The organism is Natronomonas salsuginis (genome assembly GCF_005239135.1).
Taxonomy (GTDB): Archaea; Halobacteriota; Halobacteria; order Halobacteriales; family Haloarculaceae; genus Natronomonas; species Natronomonas salsuginis.
In genome coordinates this window covers 478,833-498,976 of the sequence record NZ_QKNX01000002.1, presented here as the reverse complement: position 1 = coordinate 498,976, position 20,144 = coordinate 478,833, and the positions used below count along the sequence as shown (strand labels likewise).

25 protein-coding genes are annotated in these 20,144 nt (G+C 64.0%); 16 read left to right on the top strand and 9 right to left on the bottom strand.

Translation table 11 applies throughout. The annotated features are described in order from the left end of the window. Window positions 1–43 precede the first annotated feature (43 nt). A complete protein-coding gene (locus DM868_RS07275) occupies window positions 44–838 on the top strand; it encodes an FAD-binding protein (protein ID WP_246049031.1) in 795 nt (264 codons plus the stop codon). 4 nt (window positions 839–842) lie between these two features. Here DM868_RS07275 and DM868_RS07270 read toward each other — a convergent pair whose 3' ends face one another. Beyond that, on the bottom strand, window positions 843–1,877 hold the full coding sequence (locus DM868_RS07270; protein WP_137276199.1) for a phosphate signaling complex PhoU family protein: 1,035 nt from the start codon (window positions 1,875–1,877) through the stop codon (window positions 843–845). A gap of 155 nt (window positions 1,878–2,032) precedes the next feature. Between DM868_RS07270 and DM868_RS07265 the strand changes: the two genes are divergently transcribed. The 3 genes from DM868_RS07265 (at window position 2,033) to DM868_RS07260 (ending at window position 3,120) form a co-directional block, all read left to right on the top strand. Beyond that, entirely contained in the window at window positions 2,033–2,386 is a 354-nt protein-coding gene (locus DM868_RS07265) for a hypothetical protein (RefSeq protein WP_137276198.1), read from the top strand. 50 nt (window positions 2,387–2,436) lie between these two features. Continuing rightward, complete coding sequence (locus DM868_RS15335; protein WP_222845495.1) at window positions 2,437–2,610, top strand: hypothetical protein; 174 nt, start codon at window positions 2,437–2,439, stop codon at window positions 2,608–2,610. A gap of 183 nt (window positions 2,611–2,793) precedes the next feature. After that, the gene (locus tag DM868_RS07260) at window positions 2,794–3,120 is read left to right on the top strand and encodes a hypothetical protein (protein WP_342776374.1); all 327 of its coding nucleotides are present in this window, start codon (window positions 2,794–2,796) and stop codon (window positions 3,118–3,120) included. Window positions 3,121–3,133: 13 nt separating this feature from the next. Here the strand turns inward: DM868_RS07260 and ilvD are convergent, their stop codons facing one another. Further along, entirely contained in the window at window positions 3,134–4,891 is a 1,758-nt protein-coding gene (ilvD, locus tag DM868_RS07255) for a dihydroxy-acid dehydratase (RefSeq protein WP_137276197.1), read from the bottom strand. On the opposite strand from ilvD, the gene DM868_RS15710 reads away from it, so the two are divergent. The 6 genes from DM868_RS15710 (at window position 4,790) to DM868_RS07225 (ending at window position 8,804) form a co-directional block, all read left to right on the top strand. Then, window positions 4,790–5,203: a rubrerythrin-like domain-containing protein gene (locus DM868_RS15710; protein WP_342776373.1), complete on the top strand. Its 414-nt coding sequence runs from the start codon at window positions 4,790–4,792 to the stop codon at window positions 5,201–5,203. The two genes, ilvD and DM868_RS15710, sit on opposite strands and share 102 nt — an antisense overlap. 66 nt (window positions 5,204–5,269) lie before the next feature. Further along, window positions 5,270–6,244, top strand: coding sequence for a beta-ribofuranosylaminobenzene 5'-phosphate synthase family protein (locus DM868_RS07245; RefSeq protein WP_137276195.1), 975 nt, complete (start codon window positions 5,270–5,272; stop codon window positions 6,242–6,244). 33 nt (window positions 6,245–6,277) lie between these two features. Then, window positions 6,278–7,114 (top strand): RAD55 family ATPase, encoded by an 837-nt coding sequence (locus DM868_RS07240; RefSeq protein WP_137276194.1) that lies wholly within the window; start codon window positions 6,278–6,280, stop codon window positions 7,112–7,114. A gap of 97 nt (window positions 7,115–7,211) precedes the next feature. Continuing rightward, a complete protein-coding gene (locus DM868_RS07235; RefSeq protein WP_137276193.1) occupies window positions 7,212–8,033 on the top strand; it encodes a hypothetical protein in 822 nt (273 codons plus the stop codon). After that, window positions 8,026–8,436: a hypothetical protein gene (locus DM868_RS07230; protein WP_137276192.1), complete on the top strand. Its 411-nt coding sequence runs from the start codon at window positions 8,026–8,028 to the stop codon at window positions 8,434–8,436. The genes DM868_RS07235 and DM868_RS07230 overlap by 8 nt, the downstream gene beginning before the upstream one ends. Before the next feature lie 44 nt (window positions 8,437–8,480). Next, window positions 8,481–8,804, top strand: a complete 324-nt coding sequence (locus tag DM868_RS07225) for a transcription factor S (RefSeq protein ID WP_137276191.1) — start codon at window positions 8,481–8,483, stop codon at window positions 8,802–8,804. Window positions 8,805–8,836: 32 nt separating this feature from the next. On the opposite strand, the gene DM868_RS07220 is transcribed toward DM868_RS07225, so the two are convergent. The 5 genes from DM868_RS07220 to DM868_RS07200 all read right to left on the bottom strand — a co-directional run bounded on the left by DM868_RS07220 (window position 8,837) and on the right by DM868_RS07200 (window position 13,598). After that, on the bottom strand, window positions 8,837–10,000 hold the full coding sequence (locus DM868_RS07220; RefSeq protein WP_137276190.1) for an Mrp/NBP35 family ATP-binding protein: 1,164 nt from the start codon (window positions 9,998–10,000) through the stop codon (window positions 8,837–8,839). Between the two features lie 118 nt (window positions 10,001–10,118). Next, window positions 10,119–10,349 carry a hypothetical protein gene (locus DM868_RS07215; protein WP_137276189.1) on the bottom strand — a complete coding sequence of 77 codons (231 nt, stop codon included), beginning with the start codon at window positions 10,347–10,349 and terminating at the stop codon, window positions 10,119–10,121. Further along, on the bottom strand, window positions 10,349–11,686 hold the full coding sequence (nrfD, locus tag DM868_RS07210; protein ID WP_137276188.1) for an NrfD/PsrC family molybdoenzyme membrane anchor subunit: 1,338 nt from the start codon (window positions 11,684–11,686) through the stop codon (window positions 10,349–10,351). The genes DM868_RS07215 and nrfD overlap by 1 nt, the downstream gene beginning before the upstream one ends. After that, window positions 11,686–13,119: a 4Fe-4S ferredoxin N-terminal domain-containing protein gene (locus DM868_RS15465; protein WP_137276187.1), complete on the bottom strand. Its 1,434-nt coding sequence runs from the start codon at window positions 13,117–13,119 to the stop codon at window positions 11,686–11,688. The genes nrfD and DM868_RS15465 overlap by 1 nt, the downstream gene beginning before the upstream one ends. Further along, window positions 13,116–13,598 carry a hypothetical protein gene (locus DM868_RS07200; RefSeq protein WP_137276186.1) on the bottom strand — a complete coding sequence of 161 codons (483 nt, stop codon included), beginning with the start codon at window positions 13,596–13,598 and terminating at the stop codon, window positions 13,116–13,118. The genes DM868_RS15465 and DM868_RS07200 overlap by 4 nt, the downstream gene beginning before the upstream one ends. 180 nt (window positions 13,599–13,778) lie before the next feature. Here DM868_RS07200 and DM868_RS07195 point away from each other — a divergent pair, with 180 nt between their 5' ends. Next, window positions 13,779–14,804 (top strand): deoxyhypusine synthase, encoded by a 1,026-nt coding sequence (locus tag DM868_RS07195; RefSeq protein WP_137276185.1) that lies wholly within the window; start codon window positions 13,779–13,781, stop codon window positions 14,802–14,804. A 29-nt stretch (window positions 14,805–14,833) separates the two neighbouring features. Here the strand turns inward: DM868_RS07195 and DM868_RS15075 are convergent, their stop codons facing one another. Together DM868_RS15075 and DM868_RS07190 are read right to left on the bottom strand one after the other, a co-directional pair. Then, on the bottom strand, window positions 14,834–14,983 hold the full coding sequence (locus DM868_RS15075; protein WP_170964448.1) for a hypothetical protein: 150 nt from the start codon (window positions 14,981–14,983) through the stop codon (window positions 14,834–14,836). A gap of 56 nt (window positions 14,984–15,039) precedes the next feature. Next, entirely contained in the window at window positions 15,040–15,675 is a 636-nt protein-coding gene (locus tag DM868_RS07190) for an IS6 family transposase (protein WP_137276184.1), read from the bottom strand. A 101-nt stretch (window positions 15,676–15,776) separates the two neighbouring features. Here DM868_RS07190 and hpt point away from each other — a divergent pair, with 101 nt between their 5' ends. The 5 genes from hpt (at window position 15,777) to DM868_RS07165 (ending at window position 20,144) form a co-directional block, all read left to right on the top strand. Next, the gene (gene hpt, locus DM868_RS07185) at window positions 15,777–16,322 is read left to right on the top strand and encodes a hypoxanthine/guanine phosphoribosyltransferase (protein ID WP_137276183.1); all 546 of its coding nucleotides are present in this window, start codon (window positions 15,777–15,779) and stop codon (window positions 16,320–16,322) included. A 92-nt stretch (window positions 16,323–16,414) separates the two neighbouring features. Further along, window positions 16,415–17,788: a uracil-xanthine permease family protein gene (locus DM868_RS07180; protein WP_137276182.1), complete on the top strand. Its 1,374-nt coding sequence runs from the start codon at window positions 16,415–16,417 to the stop codon at window positions 17,786–17,788. A 234-nt stretch (window positions 17,789–18,022) separates the two neighbouring features. Next, window positions 18,023–18,274, top strand: a complete 252-nt coding sequence (locus DM868_RS07175) for a hypothetical protein (RefSeq protein WP_137276181.1) — start codon at window positions 18,023–18,025, stop codon at window positions 18,272–18,274. After that, window positions 18,271–18,741 (top strand): nucleic acid-binding protein, encoded by a 471-nt coding sequence (locus DM868_RS07170; RefSeq protein WP_137276180.1) that lies wholly within the window; start codon window positions 18,271–18,273, stop codon window positions 18,739–18,741. Before DM868_RS07175 ends, DM868_RS07170 begins: the two co-directional genes overlap by 4 nt. 308 nt (window positions 18,742–19,049) lie before the next feature. Further along, complete coding sequence (locus DM868_RS07165) at window positions 19,050–20,144, top strand: ABC transporter substrate-binding protein (RefSeq protein ID WP_137276179.1); 1,095 nt, start codon at window positions 19,050–19,052, stop codon at window positions 20,142–20,144.

Below are 20,144 nucleotides of genomic sequence, written 5' to 3'. Positions count from 1 at the left end.
GGGAACCGCGATGTTTGTACGGGTCGTGCCCGAAGCCGTCGGCATGAGTCACGTCCCACCGAACGGCGGGGAGAACATGGACCGCCCCCGAGTCGTCATCGTCGGCGGCGGCGTCGCAGGGCTGACGGCCGCGACGTACACCGCCCGCACCGGGTTCGACACCGTCGTCCTCACCCACGGTGAGTCGATTCTCCGGCGAAACGCCCACCTCGAGAACGTCCCTGGCTTTCCCGCGGGCGTCAATCCACGGCTGTTCGCCGATCTGCTCGAACGGCAGGCCGAGCGGAACGGCGCACGCCTCGAGGCGGGGATCGTCACGACGATCGAGTCGGCGGAAAACGGCTTCCGCGTCCGTGCCGAACTCGACGGCGGCGAACATCGTGGGCTCGACGCCGGCTCCGTCATCGCGGCCTCGTGGGCCGATTCGACGTATCTCGAGGAGTTCGGCTCGGTCGGCCTGGTCAACCGCGGGTCGAAGACGTACGTCGACATCGACGACGACGGGCGGACCGGTCTCGACGGGCTGTACGCCGCCGGTCGGATAGCCGGGGCGGCACACCAGACCGTTGTCTGTGCGGGCCACGGCGCGGACGTGGCGCTGACGCTGATTCACGACTCCGACGTCCCCTTCTATCACGATTGGGTCGCCCCGGAGGGATACTTCACCGATCGCGGACGCGACGTGCCGCCGGGGTGTGAAGAAATCGGCGAGGCGGAGCGACGACGGCGCGAGCGGGAATCGATGGCGGTCATGACCGAGGCGTTCGAGACGCCGCACCCCGACCGGCCGACGATGCACCCGAGCCTCCGGGACCGAGACGCGGACGACGAGGCCTAGAGCGTCACTTGATCGTGACGTGGTCGCTATCCTCGTTGAGCGCGAGATTCGTCGCGATCTCGGCGTTTCTGATCGCGAACTGGGCCGTCTGTCCGAGGCTCACGAGCACCTCGCGAACCCGGAGGAGGTCCTCGTTCGGCATCTCCTCGAGATCGTTGAGGATCTCGACTTCGCGATTGCGGACCTCCGCGAAGGTGTTTCTCGTGTCGATCGCCATGTCGTAATCGCGGTTGACCGCGGCCTGTACGCCCAGTTCGGTGATCTCGTTGACCTGATCGGTGAACTCCCGGATACGCCGCATCGTCCCCGAATCGACGTTGAGGGTGTGCCCCTCGGTTTCGAGGACGATCTCGGCGATGTCCTCGGCGTTGTCGGCGGTCAACTCGAGGTTCTTCGCGATCGACCGGTAGCCGATGAGCGGAAAGCCCGAATCCAGGCCGACCGCCCGCGCCAGGTTGGGGTTCTGATACGAGGTGAAAATCAACCGCAAGAGGAGAACGAAAATCTTGTTCGCCTGTCGTTCGCGGTTCAGCGCCCGCTGAGCCAGATCCGGGTTGCCGTGAGCGAGCGCCTTGATCGCCTCGTTCCGCATCGTCGAGCCGGTCGACTCCAGCCGTTCGAGGAGGTTATCGAGCGTGAAGTCCTCCGGATCGACCGAACAGCGGATCGCGATCCGCTCGGGCGTCTCCTCGATCACGCCGAGCCCCATCAGCTGCGTTTCGGCGTTGTAGACGGCGTTGATCTGCGAGGAGTCGAGCGTCCCCTCGTCTTCGACCTCGACGTGGATGATCCGCCGACCGAGGACGTACTGGGCGACGATTGCGCGCTCGACGGAGTCCGCATCGAGGTTCTGCGCGTGGATGACCGCTTCGCTCTCCTCTTTTTCGACGGATTCGGGCATCACCGTCAGCGTACCCTTGCTCCCGATCCGCAGGGAGACCTCGTCCCCCTTCTCGACGCCCTGCGCGCTCGCCCACTCGGCGGGCAGCGTCATCGCGAGCGTCGACGGGCCTAACCGCTGTACCTTCCGTGTCTCCATATCACTTCAATCGTGGTCCAAGAACATAATATTCACTATATATGTGACATTAATGTGGAATACGATTATACAACATCCGATCGACAGTATTGGGTGCGCGCGGGCGACGCGGGCTGGTCCGTGCGACTATATACGATCCCGCCCAACGGACGAGTGTGTCAGACCAGTTCGACGGCGGCGGGCTTGCGCCGGACGATATCGACGACACCCCGGCGGTGGCCTGCAGCCAGTGTGACGAGGAGTGGGCGCTCGATTACGAACTCGATACGCTCCGCGTCGGTAACCGAGCCGTCGAGCGGTTCGCGCTCGATCACAAGCGTCACGCGGGTCACTTTCCGGACGACGTGCAGCCGTGGTGTGTGGCTTGCGCGGCGTGTCCCGACGGCGACGAGTTCCTCACCGAACGTCCGGCGCGGCGGTGGGCGGAGACGCACGCGCGTCACACCGGCCACGAGGTGTCGCTCGGCCACGCCGACGGTCACGAAACGACGATCGAACCGGAGCGTTAGTCGATCAACGCCGTGGGAGCCTTTTTCGATCGCTCGGCGGACATTCGACAATGGACGACGACGCGCGCGACGGCGACCGGGTCACCCGCGATAGCGATCCGGGGGCGCGAGACGGCGACATCGACATCGAGACGATCCGGAGCAGGCTCGAAGCGCTCGAACGAGCCGTCGACCACCCCGACGAACGCCGGGAAGTTCGGCGAACGATCGGCCTCATCGATTGACTGCCGGCACCGTCGATTCGCGACCACATTCGAAAGTACATCAGATGGGACATCGCCGAGGCGTTCGCTGGAAGCATTCTCATTTCGCTGCCGTTACTCGTCGAGGGCGGCGTCTTCGACATCGCGGCGCACTTCGTCGAAACGCCCCTCTTTTTCAGACTCAACGCGACGTTCGTCGTCGCGATGACGATCAGCCTGCTCTACCACGCGGACTTCCGCGACGTGCACATCCACCGACCTACACTGGGCTTTCTCCTGCGACGATTGACCGCGGTCATCGTCATCTCCCTTTTCACCGCGGCGTTCACGATGACGCTGTGGGGTCGCGTCGGCGACTGGAGCGATCCGGCTGTTGTCTTCGCTCGGATCTCCGTCGTCTGGACGGCGGCCGCCTTCGGCGGCGCGCTGGGTGACATTCTCCCCGGCGAGTCCGAGGGCGCAGACATCAACGACGAACTCAACCGGTTCGTCGAACGGCTCGGGATCGGGGACGACGAGGGGCTGTTTTGAAGCGATTCACCGCTCACTCGTCGCGCTTGATGCCGGGGTTCGTGACCGCGCCGTTGGACGCCGAGTCGAAGGCGTCGCCGTACTTCCTGAGCACGCCGCCGTCGTAGGGGGGTTCGGGCTGTTCGCGCGCGTCGAGTCGCGCGTCGAGTTCGTCTTCAGAGAGGTCGACATCGAGGCTCCGCTCGGGGATGTCGACCGTCACGTGATCGCCGTCTTCCAAGGCGGCGATCGGGCCGCCGACGAACGCCTCGGGGGCGACGTGACCGATCATCGGCCCCCGAGTCGCCCCCGAGAACCGCCCGTCGGTAAGCAACGCGACGTCGTCCTCGTGGCCAGCACCGACGACCGCCGCGGTGACGCCGAGCATCTCGCGCATTCCGGGGCCGCCCCTCGGGCCCTCGTTGCGGATGACGATGACGTCGCCGGACTCGATCTCCCCGTCTTGGACGTAGGCCATTGCGTCTTCCTCGTTCTCGAAGATCCGGGCGGGTCCCTCGTGGTAGAACTCGTCGTCGCCGGTCACCTTCAGCACCGCGCCCTCGGGCGCGAGATTGCCCTTGAGGATCTTGATCGCGCCCTCTTCCTCCTTCGGGTCGTCGATCGCGTAGAGGAAGTCCGCCTCGATCTCGTCGTCCGCAGGGAGACCGTGCTCGTCCTCCAAGACGGCGAGTTCCTTCTCGATGGTTCGACCAGTGATCGTCATCGCGTCGCCGTGGAACAGCCCCGCATCGAGCAGCCGTCGGATGACGACGGGCACGCCGCCGACCTCGTGGAGATCGTTCATCACGCGCGAGCCGCCGGGCTGGAGGTCGGCGATCTTCGGCGTCCGTCGGGATATCTCGTCGAACTCCTCGATCGTGAGGTCGATGCCCGCCTCGGCGGCCAGCGCGAGCAGGTGGAGCACGCCGTTCGTCGAACCGCCGATCGCGGTCTGGAGTGCGATGGCGTTCTCGAAGGATTTCTTCGAGATGATGTCGGAGGGGCGTCGATCGGCCTCGACGACCTCGACGGCGAGTTCGCCGGCCCGTCGGGCGATGGCGTAGCGTTCGTGGTCTTCGGCCGGCGCGGAGGCACTGCCGAGCGGCGCGAGCCCCAGGGCTTCAGAGATCGACGCCATCGTGTTGGCGGTGAACATGCCGCCGCAGGAGCCGGCTCCGGGACAGGCGTGCCGTTCGAGGTCGTCGAGTTCCTCGCCGCTCATCTCGCCTTGGGCGTACGCACCGACGCCCTCGAACACCTGCACGATCGTCACGTCGCGCCCGTCGTGTTGGCCGGGCATGATCGAGCCGCCGTAGAGGAACACGGAGGGAAGGTCGGTCCGGATCGCGGCCATCATCATCCCGGGGAGGTTCTTATCGCAGCCCGCGACGGTCACCAGCGCGTCCATCCGCTCGCCGAAGGAGACCAACTCGACGGAGTCGGCGATGAGTTCGCGGCTGATGAGCGACGCCTTCATCCCCTCCGTGCCCATCGAGATGGCGTCGGAGATGGTGATCGTGCCGAACTCGATCGGCATCCCGCCGGCCTCGTCGATTCCCTCGATCGCCGAGTCGGCCACGTCGTCGAGGTGGACGTTACACGGTGTGATGTCCGCCGCCGGGTTCGCCACGCCGACGATCGGAGAGGCCAGATCCTCGTCGTCGAACCCCATCGCCCGGAACATCGCCCGATGCGGGGCGCGTTCGGGGCCCTCGGTCACGTCGCGGCTTCGAAGCGTCTCGTCCTTCCCGTAATCGCCCGGCTCCCGTTTAGGTGGAGTCTGCTGGCCCATACGTGTGCCAAGATGCCGAACGACTTAATCACCCGCATCTCACCCACACCGTGGGACGAGGGGTCGGCGGTGAGAGACTGTTCGTTCGTCCACCATCATCGCAATAAATGTTTACACACTACTAGGCATATTAGGCGTAGGGTCATCAGTATCGAAACTATAGTGAGAAATATGAGGCCGAGTGATGTACAAACAGCTGTAAAAATGCACGAATGTTTCAAATGTGGCGCCCGAGTCGAGGACGCTGCTCCGGGAAGGTGCGAGGAGTGCGGCGGCGAGTTGTTGCACCTCGGTCGATCCCGAGATCTGTAAACACGGTTACGGCAACCGGAACACGCTGTCGAAACGCACAACCGTCCCGTCCGCGTACGGCCGCCAATGCGCGTTCGCGTCGACGTCGGTGCTAGACTACACGTGGGGTTTCAAAACCTCTCGTTGGCCCACGAGCGGCTGTACGGTGGCGTCGGTGTGGCGCTCGAGTCGCCGCGAGTCGCCCTGGAAGCCGAGCCCGCAGTCGGGATCGACTGTCCCGATACGCTCGTCGGAACGTACGCCGAACGGAGCTGCGAACTGCTCGGCGTCGACGGCGTCTCGATCGACGTGGTCGATGCTCTCCCGAGACACGTCGGCGTCGGGAGCGGGACGCAGACCGCCCTCGCGACGCTCGCCGCGGTCGCGCGGGCACACGGGAAGCCAGCGAGCGTTCGGGAGTTGGCTCCATCGCTCAACCGCGGCGGTCGGAGCGGCGTCGGGGTCGCGAGTTTCGAACACGGCGGATTCGTCGTCGACGCGGGCCATCCGACGGAGCGGTTCACCACCGCCCCGCCGCCAGCCGGCGAGTGGACCGTCCCGGCGATCACGGCGCGACACGACCTTCCCGAGGAGTGGCGGTTTCTGGTCGTCCTCCCCGATGCCGATGAGGGACGAAGCGGCGAAACCGAGGACGAGAGCATGCGGAGCGTCGTCGAGAATGCCGATCCGTCCATCGCCGATTCGCTCGCGACGCTGCTCATCCGTCGGCTACTCCCGGCCGCCGCCGAGGGGCGGCTCGAAGCGTTCGGAGACACGGTCGGCGATTTCGGTCGTCTCAACGGCGCGTGGTACGCCGACGAACAAGGCGGCGTCTACCGACCGCCCGCCGGACGACTCATCGACGAGTTGGCCGACTCCCCCGCCGTTCGCGGCGTCGGCCAGTCCTCGTGGGGCCCCGCGGTGTACGGCGTCACCGACCGATCGCTGGCGGGCGATGCACGCGACGCGGCCGACGCCGCCCTCTCGTCGATCGGCGTGGACGGAGGGGTTCGGGTCGTTCGCCCCCGAAACGATGGCGCACGGATCACCGAAATCCAGTGACCGTTTAAGCGTGTCGCGTCCGAGAGGGCGCGTATGGATCGGATCCCCTTCGGAATCCGTCGATTGGATACGACGATCGACGGCGGTGCGCCGGCCGGAAGCGTCGTGTTGCTTTCCGGGGAGGCCGGGGCCGGAGCCCGGGAGTTCGTCTACACGACCGCGCTCATGAACGGACTCGTCGAGCGCGACCCGGAGCTCTTCGAACTGTATTACGGATCGCTCCCCGAAGACGTGCGCGTCCCGCCCGAGGTACATTATCTCTCGTTCACCGCCGAAAAAAGACAGCTCCAGTCGGAGATGACGCTGGCGATGGACGAAGAGATCGTCGACGCGGCTATCGACGGCGTCACGTTTCACGATCTCTCGGCCGAGTACTTCCACCTCAGTCCGGTCCCGCGGGCGTGGTACACGGAGCAGGCGAACCTGATATCGGAGTTGGGCACCGGCGGAGATCGAAAGAGCGTCCCGGCGGCGCTCGGGGACACCCTGACCGAGCACGCGCCCGGCAACCTCGTTATCCTCGACTCGATCGCCGACCTCATCGACTCGCCGGGCGACGATCTGACGGGTGAGGACGTACCCGTTCTCCTGAAGGGGATCTCCCGCGCCGCCGCTGAGTGGGGTGGGATGGTGCTCGTCCACGTCAACCGGGAGTCGCTCGACGAGCAGCGGCACGGTCAGTTGGTGGACGCCGCGGACGGAACGCTCCTGTTCGAGTGGGAAAGCGGCGGCTCGACGCGGGGGCGGACGATGGTGGTAAAACAGTTCCGCGGGGTGCTCTCGCGCATCGAAGCAGAGGATATCGTTCGCTTCGAAACAGAGATCAGCGACGCCGGATTCGACATCAGCGATGTCCGAAAGATCAGGTGAGCGTCCGACGCGTTTTCGCGAACGGTCACCAGAGACGATCGTTCTGAGCGCTGAATCGGCCGAACCCTTAACAGTAGGTCCGCCGTACTACTCGTCGATGGATACCGAATCGGCCGGCGATTCCGAGCTGTCGATCGCGCTTCCGCCGTCGTTACACGAATGGCTCGACGAGCGAGCGGCCGCGCTCGGGATCGAGCGCGAGGCGCTGCTCGTCCAACTGCTCGAGACGCATCGGACGGCCGCATCGTTCGACGCGAACGGGACGGGACCACTGTTCGGGTCGGCCGAGGACGGCGACCACGTGCTGAGCGAGGTCGATCACCGGTTCGAGACGCTCGACGAGCGGTTGACCGAAGCCACGGAGCGGACGACCGAGCTCGACGCGAAGATCACGAACAACGTCGAGGACCTTCGCGAGCGCGTTCTCCAGTTGCGTGACGCAGTCGAGGAGCGAGCCCCCGCCGAACACTCTCACGACGAGTTTCGAACACCGTTGGATCGGCTGGATACGCTCGCCGAGGACCTGGAGGTGACGACCGAAAGCATCGACGAACTGGAGGGCGAACTCGACGAGATCACCGAGACGGTCGCGTCGATCGACGGACGGTTCGAAACGGTTGACGACAAGCTCGATCGGCTCGCTCGCACCGTCGTCGCCCGCCAGCGGATCGCGGCGGACGACGCAGCCACAGAGGCCGAACTGGCCGAGCTACAGCGGGCAGCGAATCGGCTCGGGACCGCGAGTGCCGACTGCGGCGGCTGCGGCGAATCGGTCCGGATCGGCCTCCTCTCGGAGCTGGCGTGTCCGCACTGCGATCGACGGGTCGACCGCCTCGACGCGCCGGACTCACTCCTCGGCTGGCTCGGATCACCGACGCTGGTCGTCGAACCGGATCGAGCGGAGGCGACCGATGAGTGACGGACCGAGCGACGAATCGATCGTGAGAGGCAGATTCGACGGTAGCGATCCGTTCGCCGAACTGGACGACATCGACGCCGCGGGGATCGAAACCGACGACCCGTTCGAGGAGATGGAGATCGATCCCGTCGACAAGGCAGACGTGTGGGCGGCGATCGACGAGGCGGGCGACGGGAGCGACGAACTGACAACCGCCCTGAACGGGGCGACGGAGGCCGAGACAGTCGTGCCGAAAGAGCGCTACTGTGCGACCTGTGAGTACTTTTCGAAACCGCCCGAGACCGCCTGCACGAACCCTGGAACCGAGATCGTCGAGCTGGTCGGCGTCGATTCCTTTCGCGTTCGAAACTGCCCCGTCGTCGAGCGCCACCGCGAGGAATCCGTCGTTTCCGACGCCCAGTAGCGCTGAGACCGCAGGCTTTTGCACGGGCCGACCGAAGGTCCGCTATGCAGTTTTGCGACGACTGCGGCTCGCTGACGCACGCCGACGGCGACGAGATGATCTGTTCGTCGTGCGGTGCCGTCCAACGAAAGGACGCGGCGCGCGCCGAGTCGTTCGTCAGCACGGAGGCCCAGACCGACGACGACGTGATCGAGTCCTCGCCGGACGCGGATTTCGAGGGGAAACCGACCGCCAACGACGTGATCTGCGACAAATGTGGCCACGAGAAGGCGTGGTATGCGATCAAACAGACCGGCGCGGCCGACGAACCGCCGACGCGGTTTTTCAAATGCCAGGAGTGCGGCTATCGGTGGCGAGAGTACAACTGAAACGAACACCACGACCGTTCTGACGAATCGGGCTACAGCTTCGGCCCCGGACCGCCCTGCTGACCGCCTCGGGGCGGCCCTTGGGAACCGGGAGTGCCGCCCTGCGGCGAGTCGTCGACCGGGCTCCGGTTCTCCTCGCGACCCACCTCGAGCATCCCGGCGACCTTGCGGCGGTTGACCTCGCCGACGTGATCAGCGATCGTATCGATCAACTCGATCATGGACTCTCGGACAGGGCTGTCCTCGAGTTTGACTGCCGGGGAGGCCGTACCGTCGGCCCCGAAGTCCTCGTGGATCGGGATCTGTCCGAGGAGATCGACCTCGTAGGCCTCGGCGATCTCCTCCGCACCGCCCCGGCCGAACGGATCGTGGACGTCATCGCAGTTCGGACAGTGATACAGGCTCATGTTCTCGACGATCCCCAACACGGGGGTGTGGTGTTTCTCGAAGAGGCGAAGCCCCTTCCGGGCATCGTCGACGGCCATCTGCTGGGGCGTCGTGACGATGACGACGCCGGCGACGGGGAGCGTCTGGACGAGGTCCAAGGAGGCGTCGCCGGTCCCCGGCGGGAGGTCGACGACGAGGTAGTCGAGCGCGCCCCACTCGACGTTCTCGAAGAAGTGCGTCATCACGTTGTTGACCATCGGGCCGCGGAGGATAGCCGGGTCGTCCTCCTCGCCGAGCAGAAAGCCCATGCTCATCACCTTCACGCCGTCGGCGGTCGGTGGAACGATCTTCTCGTCGGGCGTGACGCCCGGATCGTCCTCGACGGGGAGGACGCGCGGCGCGTTCGGCCCGTGAATGTCGGCGTCGAGCAAGCCAACGCGCGCGCCCATCTGTTCGAGCCCGGCAGCGAGGTTCGCGGCGACCGTCGTCTTCCCGACGCCGCCCTTCCCGGAGGCGACGGCGATGACGTTTCGGACGTTCGGCATGACCTCCTCGTCGAAGCCGTGTTCCTCGCCGGCCTGAGCGTACAGGTCCGGTTCGAGCCCGACGTCCTTGACCGCCGCCCTGATCGCGTCGCCCAGTTCGAGTTCTGCGGGCGCGAAGGGGGTGTTGAACGCGAGCGAGATCGATGCCGTTCCGTCGTCGATCGTGACATCGTTTATTAAGCCCATCGTGACGATGTCCTCGCCGACGAGGGGATCTTCGACCTCCCGGAGCTGCGCTTCGAGTTCCGATTCGGGTTCCGTCATCTGATCAGCCGTCCTAGGGCGTGGAGACCTATGACACTTTATCTTCGGGCGGTGGGGAACGGTGGGGCTCAGCGACGATACGAGAGAACGAGAACGGAAAGGTCGGACCGCGGCCCGCCTACATCGCGGGCGGGAAGACGATGCCGATGAGCAGCGTCAGAATGTAGAGACCGGTCCACATCGAGACGATGAAGCCGACGAGATACGTCAGCGCCATCAGCGCCTTACCGAAGTCGCGGGGTTTGCCGAGGAACCACCCCAGGATCGCGGTGTAGATCGGCAGGCCGATGATGCCGAAGATGACCCACGTACCGGGGTAGAGGACCTGCCAGATGTCGAAGTCTGCCATCAGTCATCAGCCTCCGAGTGACCGTGGCCCTCGCCACGGAGCTCTTCGATCGCGTGCAGTTCGATCACCGGGACGGCTTTCAGAACGATGAGGAAGAAGAGCACACATATCGCGATCGTGCCGATGAGCGAGCCGAGCTCGATGGGGCTCGGGAAGTAGTGTCCCGGCGTGTTGTAGTACATGTCGAACGTCGGGTACTCGAGTCCCTCGAAGACGAAGAGCACCTTCTCGGTCAGCGTGCCGGCGAGCATCAACAGCGATGCGGCGAGCGATCGTCGGACGCTAAAGAAGTCCGCGTTGACCGCCTGCGCGAAGATGTACGCCATCGAGAGGACGACGACACCGATCGCGAACTGGTAGGCCGGCGCAGAGATCTTCGCGTGTGCGAGCGCCCGCTGGTCGAGCGGCGCGGCGTAGACTCCGGTGATGACCTGCTGGAGCTGCAGCCACAGGAAGAGCAGCCCGAACAGCCCGAGCCACAGCGTCAACCCGCGGACGACGTCGTCAGTGAGGATGTGATACCAGTTGTAGGCGCGCCGGAGCACGAGCGCGAGGATGATGACGCCGGCGATCGCCGACGTGAGTGCGATCGTGAGGAACTGCGGCCCCTGAATGGCGCCCTGCCAGCCGGGCATCGACGGCAACAGCGCGAACAGCCACGGGATGACCCCACCGTGGAGCAACAGCGGTGCCATCACGATGACGCCCAGCGCGAGCCACCAGACGATCCGTTCGACGACCTCGTCTTCGGCTTCCGAGTAGCCGATCGTCGCGATTTTGTACACCGGTTCGAGGATGTTCGGCAGATCGTCGCGAATGCGTGCGAGATCGTATCTGATCGTCAGTCCGAGGTAGGTGAGCGTCATCACCATGTACATCGTGATGACCGTCACGTCCCACACCAGCGGCGACTGGTGAACGGTGACTGGGTACGCCTGCACGACGCTCGTCACGATCCGGTCGGGTCGACCGACGTGGATGACGATGTAGAGTCCCGCCATGCTCAGCGCGCCGATCGTGAGCAGTTCAGCGAGACGGGCGACCGGTAGGTATCGCTTCATCCCGAACAGCCGCACCGCGGCCGAGAGGATGATCCCGCCGTGAGCGATCCCGACCCACCAGATGAACGCGCCGATGTAGAGACCCCAGGTGACGCCACCCGCGGAGCCCCAGTCGGCGAGGTTCGTGACCGCCAGTCCGCGCTGGAGCTGAATCGACCAGAGACCGAACCAGATGAGCGCGAGGACGCTGGCGACCGCGAAGACGATGTAGTATCCCTTCGAGGTGCTCTGCATCGGGCGAACAATGTCGTCGACGGAAGGTGTTTGCGACGACATCAGTCATCACCCGTCCCGAAAGTGAACTGATCGAGGTGGTGTTTCCGGTTGTCCTCGACGCCGATCTGTTCGTAGGTGACCGGCCCTTCGACCTGCTCTGCGTCCGGTCCAGGTTCGTTACCCAGATACACGACGTTCGGGTTTGTACCGAGGTCCTCGAGCAGTTTGAACGCCGAGAGCTTCCCCCACGGCGTGACCGTCTCGCCCCACTCCTCGCCGTTGTCGAGTTCGGTGTCCTGCTCGTACTCCAGTTCCGCGCGCTGGCGCAGGAACTGCTGGGGTCGGCTCTCGGGGTCGTGCATGTCCCCGAAGTGGATCGCGCTCATGCCGGCCGCGTCGCAGGCATCCTGACAGGCAGTCGTTCCGACCTTCTCTTCGCCCTGGTGGCCGTCCTGTCGCGACGGACAGTACGTACACTTGCCCATGACACCCTGCGGGGGGCGCATGTCGTTCCACTGGCCCCGCCCGTCGTGGATGTGGTCGTTGGTCTCGACGAGCTGCTGGTTGCGCTCCTCGTCGGGCATCTGTTTGAGCTGCTCGTAGTCGTTCTCCGAGCCGGGGAGCTCGTCGTACGGAACGTCGGGCTCGCCCCACTGGAAGTAGTTGACACCGTACGGGCAGGCGACTTGACAGTATCGGCAACCGATACAGACCTCGTAGTTCGTGAGGACGATACCGTCCTTCTCTCGCGTGTGTCGCGCGCGGACCGGACAGACCTTCTCACACGGCGCGTTGCTGCAGTGTTGACACGGGCGAACGAGGAGGTTCTCCTGCTCCGTGTTCTCGTCCTCGTAGGCGAGGACGTACATCCAGTTGGCGCCCGTCGAAGTCTGGTTCTCCTCGATACAGCCGACGACGCACTCGAGACAGCCGTCACAGCGTTCGAGGTCGATGACCATACCCATCTGGACGTCCGTCTCGGTCTGGTCGATCGGGCTCGCGCCGTACTCGTCGTCCTTCGGGTCGCCGGAACTCTGCGCAGAGGCGACGCCGCCGAGACCGAGTGCCGCAGCCCCGGCACCCATCTTCTTCATCGTGTCCCGTCGGCTCTGGTTCATCTCGGTGTCGAGATTCGCCAGCTTGTCGGCGATACCGCCTTCGCCGGTGAGCTTGCCGAAGATGCTCTCCTCGTCGTCCGCGTGCATTTCCTCGAATGCGTCGACGGTCGGCCGATCGTCGACGTCGAACTCCTCGAGGACCGCGTCGTTGTATTTTTCGTGGAACTCCGCCTCGGAGATCTCACCCTGGATGAGGCGCATGGAATCTTCGGCCATGTCCATGCCGAGTTCGGTGTCGTACTCGGTGTCGTCGAGCATCTCCCGCATCTCGTCTTCGTAATCGGCACCCATCGGGTGAAACGATTCGTCCGCTGTGTTGTCGTTGTCCCCGCAGCCACAACTGCCGTGGCCACAGGAGTCGTCGTCTCTACTCATTTAGTAATCACCGTGTTCCGTGGTCCCACCACGGGTACTGTCCCATCCGAGTGCCGGCCGGCTCGTATCGTCCGGCGGTCACCGCACCTCGATACGCACTCAGATCGGGGTCCAACCAGCACAGATAGCTGTCGTGTCGCACCGAAGTTGCCGTCCGAACCGGACCTCCGGCCGGGAGTGCCGCCGGACGACTCCGTGACGACGGTCGGCACCGTGGCGACCTCGATGGCTGGAGGTTCGGTAGCGAAGCCGTCGTCCGTTTCGGTGAACTCGCACAGTATCTGAACGTCGCGTTTGCCCGTGTTGTCGGCGAACGGTCCCATGTCGGCGTATCTACCGCCGACGACACCGTTCGGGTCGTCGGAGTCGAACGCCGTGGGTAAACCACCGGATCTCGAACGGCCGGGCGTCATCGGATCGACCCCGTCCGTCCGGCGTCCGTCGGTGGATTCCCGCCTGTCGGCACCGGGCTCTGCCATCAAGGTGGGTCTTTGACCGAACGGTAATAAAGACTCCCCATTGGCCGCCGAAAATCAACCGCGAGGGGACAGTATCGGTCGAATTCTTGAGTCGCGTGGTCCGCACCGAAGCGCGGCCGACACACCCAACGAGGACAAGAGAACGGCGAACTTAACCGACCGCCAGTCGAGGGGTCCACAATGACCGACGACGCGACCGACGGACACGACTCGTCTCCAGCGCGGGAGGCGTTCGATCACGACCCGATCGGGCACGCACGGATTTCGGCGGGGATGACCGTCGCCGAACTGGCCGCCGAGTACGGCAATGCGGGTATTGGCGCGGCGGACCTTGCGGAAGCGATTGACGTGACTGCGGAGGCGCTCGACCGCCAAGAAACGACGGTCTTTCTCGGATTGGCCGGCGCGATGGTTCCCGCAGGAATGCGAGCGATCGTCGCGGACCTCGTGCGTGAAGGCCACATCGACGCGCTGGTGACGACCGGGGCGAACCTGACCCACGATTCGATCGAGGCGATCGGGGGGAAACACCACCACGGAACGCACGACCACCCTGACTATGGCGAGCGGGAGTTCGACGAACGGCTCAGGGATGAAGGCGTCGACCGGATTTACAACGTCTACCTCCCGCAGGAACACTTCACCCTGTTCGAGAAGCACCTGCGAACGGAGGTGTTCGACGCGATCGGCGAGGAGGTCGTCTCGATCGCCGAGTTCACGCGCGAACTCGGCCGCGCCAACGCCGAGGTGAACGGTCGCGAGGAGATCAACGAAGACGCGGGGATCGCGGCCGCGGCGTACGAACACGATGTACCGGTCCACGTGCCGGCGATTCAAGACTCCGTCCTCGGGCTGCAGGCGTGGCTTCGCTCGCAGGTCAGCGGCTTCTCGCTCGACGCGCTCGCGGACATGTCGCCGCTGAACGATCTGGCCTACGGGGCCGACTCGACGGCGGCGATAGTGGTCGGCGGCGGCGTCCCGAAGAACTACGTCCTCCAGACGATGCTCGTGACGCCCGGCGCGTACGATTACGCCGTCCAACTGACGATGGACCCGCCGCAGACGGGCGGCCTCTCGGGGGCGACGCTCGACGAGGCTCGGTCATGGGGGAAACTCAAGAAAGGAGCCAGAAACGTCTCCGTGTACGCGGACGCGACGATCACGCTCCCGCTCGTCGTCGCCGGCGCGCTCGACGCTATCGAGTAACAGATCGAATACTGAACACGACGCCGGAACTACGAGAGCGTGATCGTATCCGTGCTTCCGCACTCCGGACACTGCGTCAACTCCCCGAGCGGCGGGTGATGGACGGATCCCCATCCCTCGGCGTCCGACGGCGCCTCGAAACCGCATCGTCGGCAGCGGTGGATTTCACTACCCCCCATGATGTATGGTACCGCGTTTATACACATAAATCCATGCTCTCGAACGGGGGTAGTGTTCAGATAAGCTGATTCCATGCGAAGGCGAATGATTGAAGCCAATCGTTGGCAGTTTCTGCTTTGGCGTTGCTGAAGCAGTTTGAGAAACTGATAGTTCGTCGTTTTATTTCTCGAAAGACACGTTCAACATTGTTCCGATTTCCATGCTTTTCATATCTGAAATCGAGACTATGACGACGACAAGCGTCTTTCAGCGAGTGTGAGCCGTCGATGAGAAACACAGCGTCTTCTACGTCGTGTTTCTCACGAAGCTCGGCAAAGAATGCGTGAGCGATTACCCTGTTTGTCGTCGGTTCAAGCTTTGTATAGAGTAAATCGTTTGTTTCAGGATCGACAGCAGCATACAGCCAATACTGCTCGTCGTTGAGTCGGATCACAGTCTCATCAACCGCAACGTGATCCGGATTTTGTCCTGATCTCGGCTGTAACTCAGCTTTGTGAACCCAGTTATGTACGGTGGATCGAGCGCGTTCGACACCAAATATCTCAAGGATAGAAACAGTATTCGAAAGTGATAGTCCAGCAAGATGGAGCTGAATACTGAGCTTCATCAGCAATCGTGGTGTCGCTTCTCGTTCAACAAACTCTAAGTCAATCTCGTCCAAATAGCCGTTGAGGCGGGCGTTTTTCGACATAGACACTCAAAAAAACGTACCGCCTCACTCTTCATCCTTATCTGAACACCGCCCGAACGGGAGAACGAACCCCCTTTGTGCCCCGTCGGCGAACGGTCACCATGGAGCTGTTGTACGAATCGCTGCACGAGGCCCCGATCATCGACAAGGACGGCTACGAGTACATGGTTCACCCGATCAGCAACGGCGTCCCGGTGCTCGATCCGGGGCTGTTGCGCGAGGTCGTCGTCGAGGTGATGCGCGCGGCGGATCTCGACGTCGACAAGATCGTCGCCCCCGAGGCCATGGGGATCCACCTGGCGACCGCGCTCTCGTTGCAGACCGACATCCCCCTCGTCGTCATCCGGAAGCGCTCCTACGGGCTGGAGAACGAAGTGTCGCTCCACAAGACGACCGGCTACTCCGAATCGGAGATGTACATCAACGACATCGAGCCGGACGATCGGGTGCTCATCGTCGACGACCTGCTCTCGACCGGTGGGACGCTCGCCGCGATCTGCGACGCGCTCGACGATATTGGGGCCGACATCGCGGACATCGTCGTCGTCATTCGGAAGGTCGGCGAGTCGGCACTCGACGACACCGACCACGAGGCCACGAGCCTCGTCGACATCACCGTCGAGGACGGCGAAGTCACGATTTATTGAACATGTTTGTGCATAATTCTGTTTTTTATTTCGAGTATATAAGCTCATTCACGCAAGCATTATGTGTGGGGGATCGCACATGCCGAGCATAGATGTCAACAGATACGGACGGGCGGATTCAGCTCGAATACGGGCTGGAGGATAAGCCACCGCTGTCGAAATCGATCCTGCTGGGGTTACAGCACGTCGCGGTGATGATTGTCCCGGCGACTGCGGTCGCGTTCATCGTCGCCGGGTCGGTCGGGCTCGGGGCGGGCGACACCGCCTACCTCGTGCAGATGGTCCTGCTCTTCTCGGGGCTCGCGACAATCGTACAGTCGTACACGATCGGTCCGGTCGGGGCGAAACTGCCGATCGTGATGGGATCGAGCTTCACCTTCGTCGGGGCGGCGTCGAGTATCGGCGCGAGCGCGGGGCTGGCGGCGGTGTTCGGCGCGATCCTCGTCACCGGCTTCGTCGTCGAGGGGCTCATCGGCTGGCAGTTCAAACGGGTCAAGCCGTTCTTCCCGCCGCTCGTCACCGGTCTCGTGGTCGTCATCATCGGGCTGTATCTCATCCCCGTCGCGATGGATTACGCTGCCGGCGGCGTCGGCGCGGCCGACTACGGCGCGATGTACAACATCGGTTTGGCGTCGCTCGTGCTCGGCGTCGCCGTCGCACTCAACCTGTTCACTCGCGGCGTCACCCGACTGCTCAGCGTACTCGTCGCCATCGTCGTCGGCTACGTCGCCGCCCTGGGCATGGGTCTCGTCGACTTTTCGAGCGTCGCCGAGGCGGCTTGGCTCTCCGTGCCCGCCCCTGGCCGGTTCGGCTTCGAGTTCGATCCGGTCGCGATCGTCACGTTCGCCTTCCTGTTTCTCGTCTCCGCGATGGAGACCGTCGGCGACATGTCCGGCGTCACCGCCGCCGAGGGGCGAAACCCCACCCACGAGGAGTTCCGCGGCGGCCTCTTCACCGACGGCCTCGGCAGCTCCGTCGGCGCGCTCTTCGCCGCCTTCCCGATCACCTCATTCTCCCAAAACGTCGGTATCGTGAGCTTCACCGGCGTGATGAGCCGCTACGTCGTCGGAATCGGCGGCGTCATTCTCGCGGCGCTGGGGCTCAGCCCCAAGATCGGCGCGGTCGTCACGACGATCCCGAGCGCCGTCTTCGGCGGGGCCGTGTTGCTCATGGCCGGGATGGTCGCCGCGAGCGGGGCCCGATTGGTGATGCTCCATACCGACCTCAACCGCCGGAACATGGTCATCATGGCCGTCGCCTTGGGGCTCGGCCTCGGTGTCTCCACCCGCCCCGACGCGCTCTCCGGGCTCCCCCAAGCCGCTGAGACGTTCTTCGGCCAGCCCGTCATCGTGACGGCGCTGTCGGCGCTCCTGTTGAACACGTTCGTCCCCGGGCGACAGAGCCCGCTGTTCGATCGACACCCCGAGGACGCCCCGGGGGCGCTCGAAACGCCGACCGACGACTGAGGCCTTTTTACTTCTCCGCGCGTACGGTTCGCCGGCCAATGACGAGCGCTCCTCCCGAGTCGGTGTAGGCAGCCGGCGGTGACGAGCCCTATGAGTGCAGAGGCCCCTATTTTTGACGGTAGAAAGCGTCTCTAAGGGCATCTGGGTGTGGCCACGGTAGACATAGGCCCCAGTCAGGTCTCCCCACGATCAGGCAGACACGGATTTAAGAACGTTGCCGAGCAATCACACAGTATGGCCGCTGAAATCTCCGACCGCGTTCGAGAAATCGCCGAGACTCGGGGCCTCCCGGAGTCTGAAGTGTTCGAACAGGCACTCGAACGCGGTCTCGAAGACCTGTGGGAGGACCTCGTGCTCGCACAGTACCTCGATGACGAACTCGACCGCGAGGAAGCCATCGAACACGTCGGCCGGACGAAAGTCGAGCGGGCGGAACGAGAGCGTGAGGTCGTCGAGGAGGACGTCGACTGGGGCCTGAACGCGTGACGCTCGCGGCCGTTTCTGACGCCGGACCGCTCATTCATCTCGCCGAAATCGATTCGCTCGAACTGCTCTCGGCGTTTGACACGCTCATCGTTCCAGAGGTGGTTTACAAGGAAATCGAGGCCGGTGGTGTTCCGGACGGGCTGGCCGCCCTCTCGTACGAACTCGTCGAGGCCGACGAAAGCCGAATCGGAGCGGAAGAACTGGATGCCGGGGAACGCGCTGCAATTGCGGTCGCAAAAGAGCGGGGAGTCGTTCTCCTGACCGACGACCTCGCAGCCCGAGAGGCAGCATCTGACGCGGGCGTCGACGTACACGGTTCCATCGGCGTCATCGCTCTCGGGTACGGCCGCGGATTGCTCGACAGAGACGAAGCGGCGTCCCATATGCGGGCACTCCAGCGTGAGACAAGCCTCTTCGTGACCGACGCGGTCGTTGAGCGCGGCATCCAGATGCTGGACGAGCTATAACGGAACGAGAAGGCCCGATAGACGCTATAAGCACATCCACTATGGATAGATTGTGAGTCGTGAGTGCCGAGGCCAGCTTTCGGTCCGTGTAGCTTCGTGAAACAACAACGCGCGCGGCCCGATATCGCTCGACGAAGCCGATCGCGCCCGAGCGAGGGTGGGCGCCCGCTCCAGCATTGCAGACGCGGATTCCTGGCGGCGGTTTCGGTCCCGGAGTCGACGCTGGAAGTGTGCATCGACCTACTGGAACCCGGCGATTCTGTGGCCTCGGACGGATGATTTATTCATTCTCGCCCCAATGAAACGTGATGGCAGATCAAGACCCGAGCCGGCGGCGAGCAGTCGGACGACGGGCCGTCTTGGCCGGCGGTGCAGCGACCGTAACTGCACTGAGTGGCTGCGCTGGCCTGACGGGATCAACTGGCGGCGATACTCTCCGTGTGTCGGCGTGGAGCGGCACCAACGAGACGGTCTTCAAGGAGGTAATCAAGCCTCGGTACGAGGACCGGACCGGTAACACCCTCGAAGTGATCGGGAACTGGCAAGGTATACTCTCGAAGATACGCCAGTCGCCCGAAGATGACCCGCCGTTCGACGTCACCGTGGGTGTCGGGCGGACGAACTACCTCGGCGGGCAAGATGACCTCTGGGAGCCCGTCGAGTACGACAACCTCTCGAACGCCGGGGCGATCAAGCCACGGCTCCGGTCGTACCAGATGTCCGAGACTGGCGTTCCAGTCGCGTACGGGGTCCACGCGTACGTCTACAACGAGGACACCGCCTCCTGGACGCCGGAGTCCTGGGCCGACGTCCAATCGTCCCAGGCCGAGAACCTCGCGTTGCCGAGTGACTTCTGGCTCAAACTGTTCATGATGTCGGCGCTGCTGCGCAACGACGAGCCGCTGGCCGACGAAGTGTACGACCGGAAATATATGGACTCCCTCTTCGAGACCCTTGAGGAGCTGCCGGTCGCGACGTTCTACCAGGGCACCCAGCAGCTCTGGACGGCGCTTGGCCAGGGCCTCGCCGACGTCGGCCACTACTTTTTAGCCTACGGGCTGAAGCGAGCACAGACGACCGACGAGTATCCCATCGGCGTCACGGTACCCGAACCGACCACCGGCTACATCGACTACTACCAGATCGTCCGCGGGACCGACCGGAAGCCGATGGCCGAGGAGTTCATCGACTTCCTGCTCGACCCGGAGATACAGTCGGCCTACGCCGCGGAGTTCAGCCTCGGATTCTCCAACGAGGAGACGGAGTATCCCGACCAGACAGCCGAGAAGCTCCCGATAACGGACGAGGAACTCAACCAGGTGGCGTTCCAGAACTTCGCCCGTGTCGCCGAGTTTTCCGGTGAGATGAGCGACCGGTTCCGGACGTTCGTACAGGACAACTAA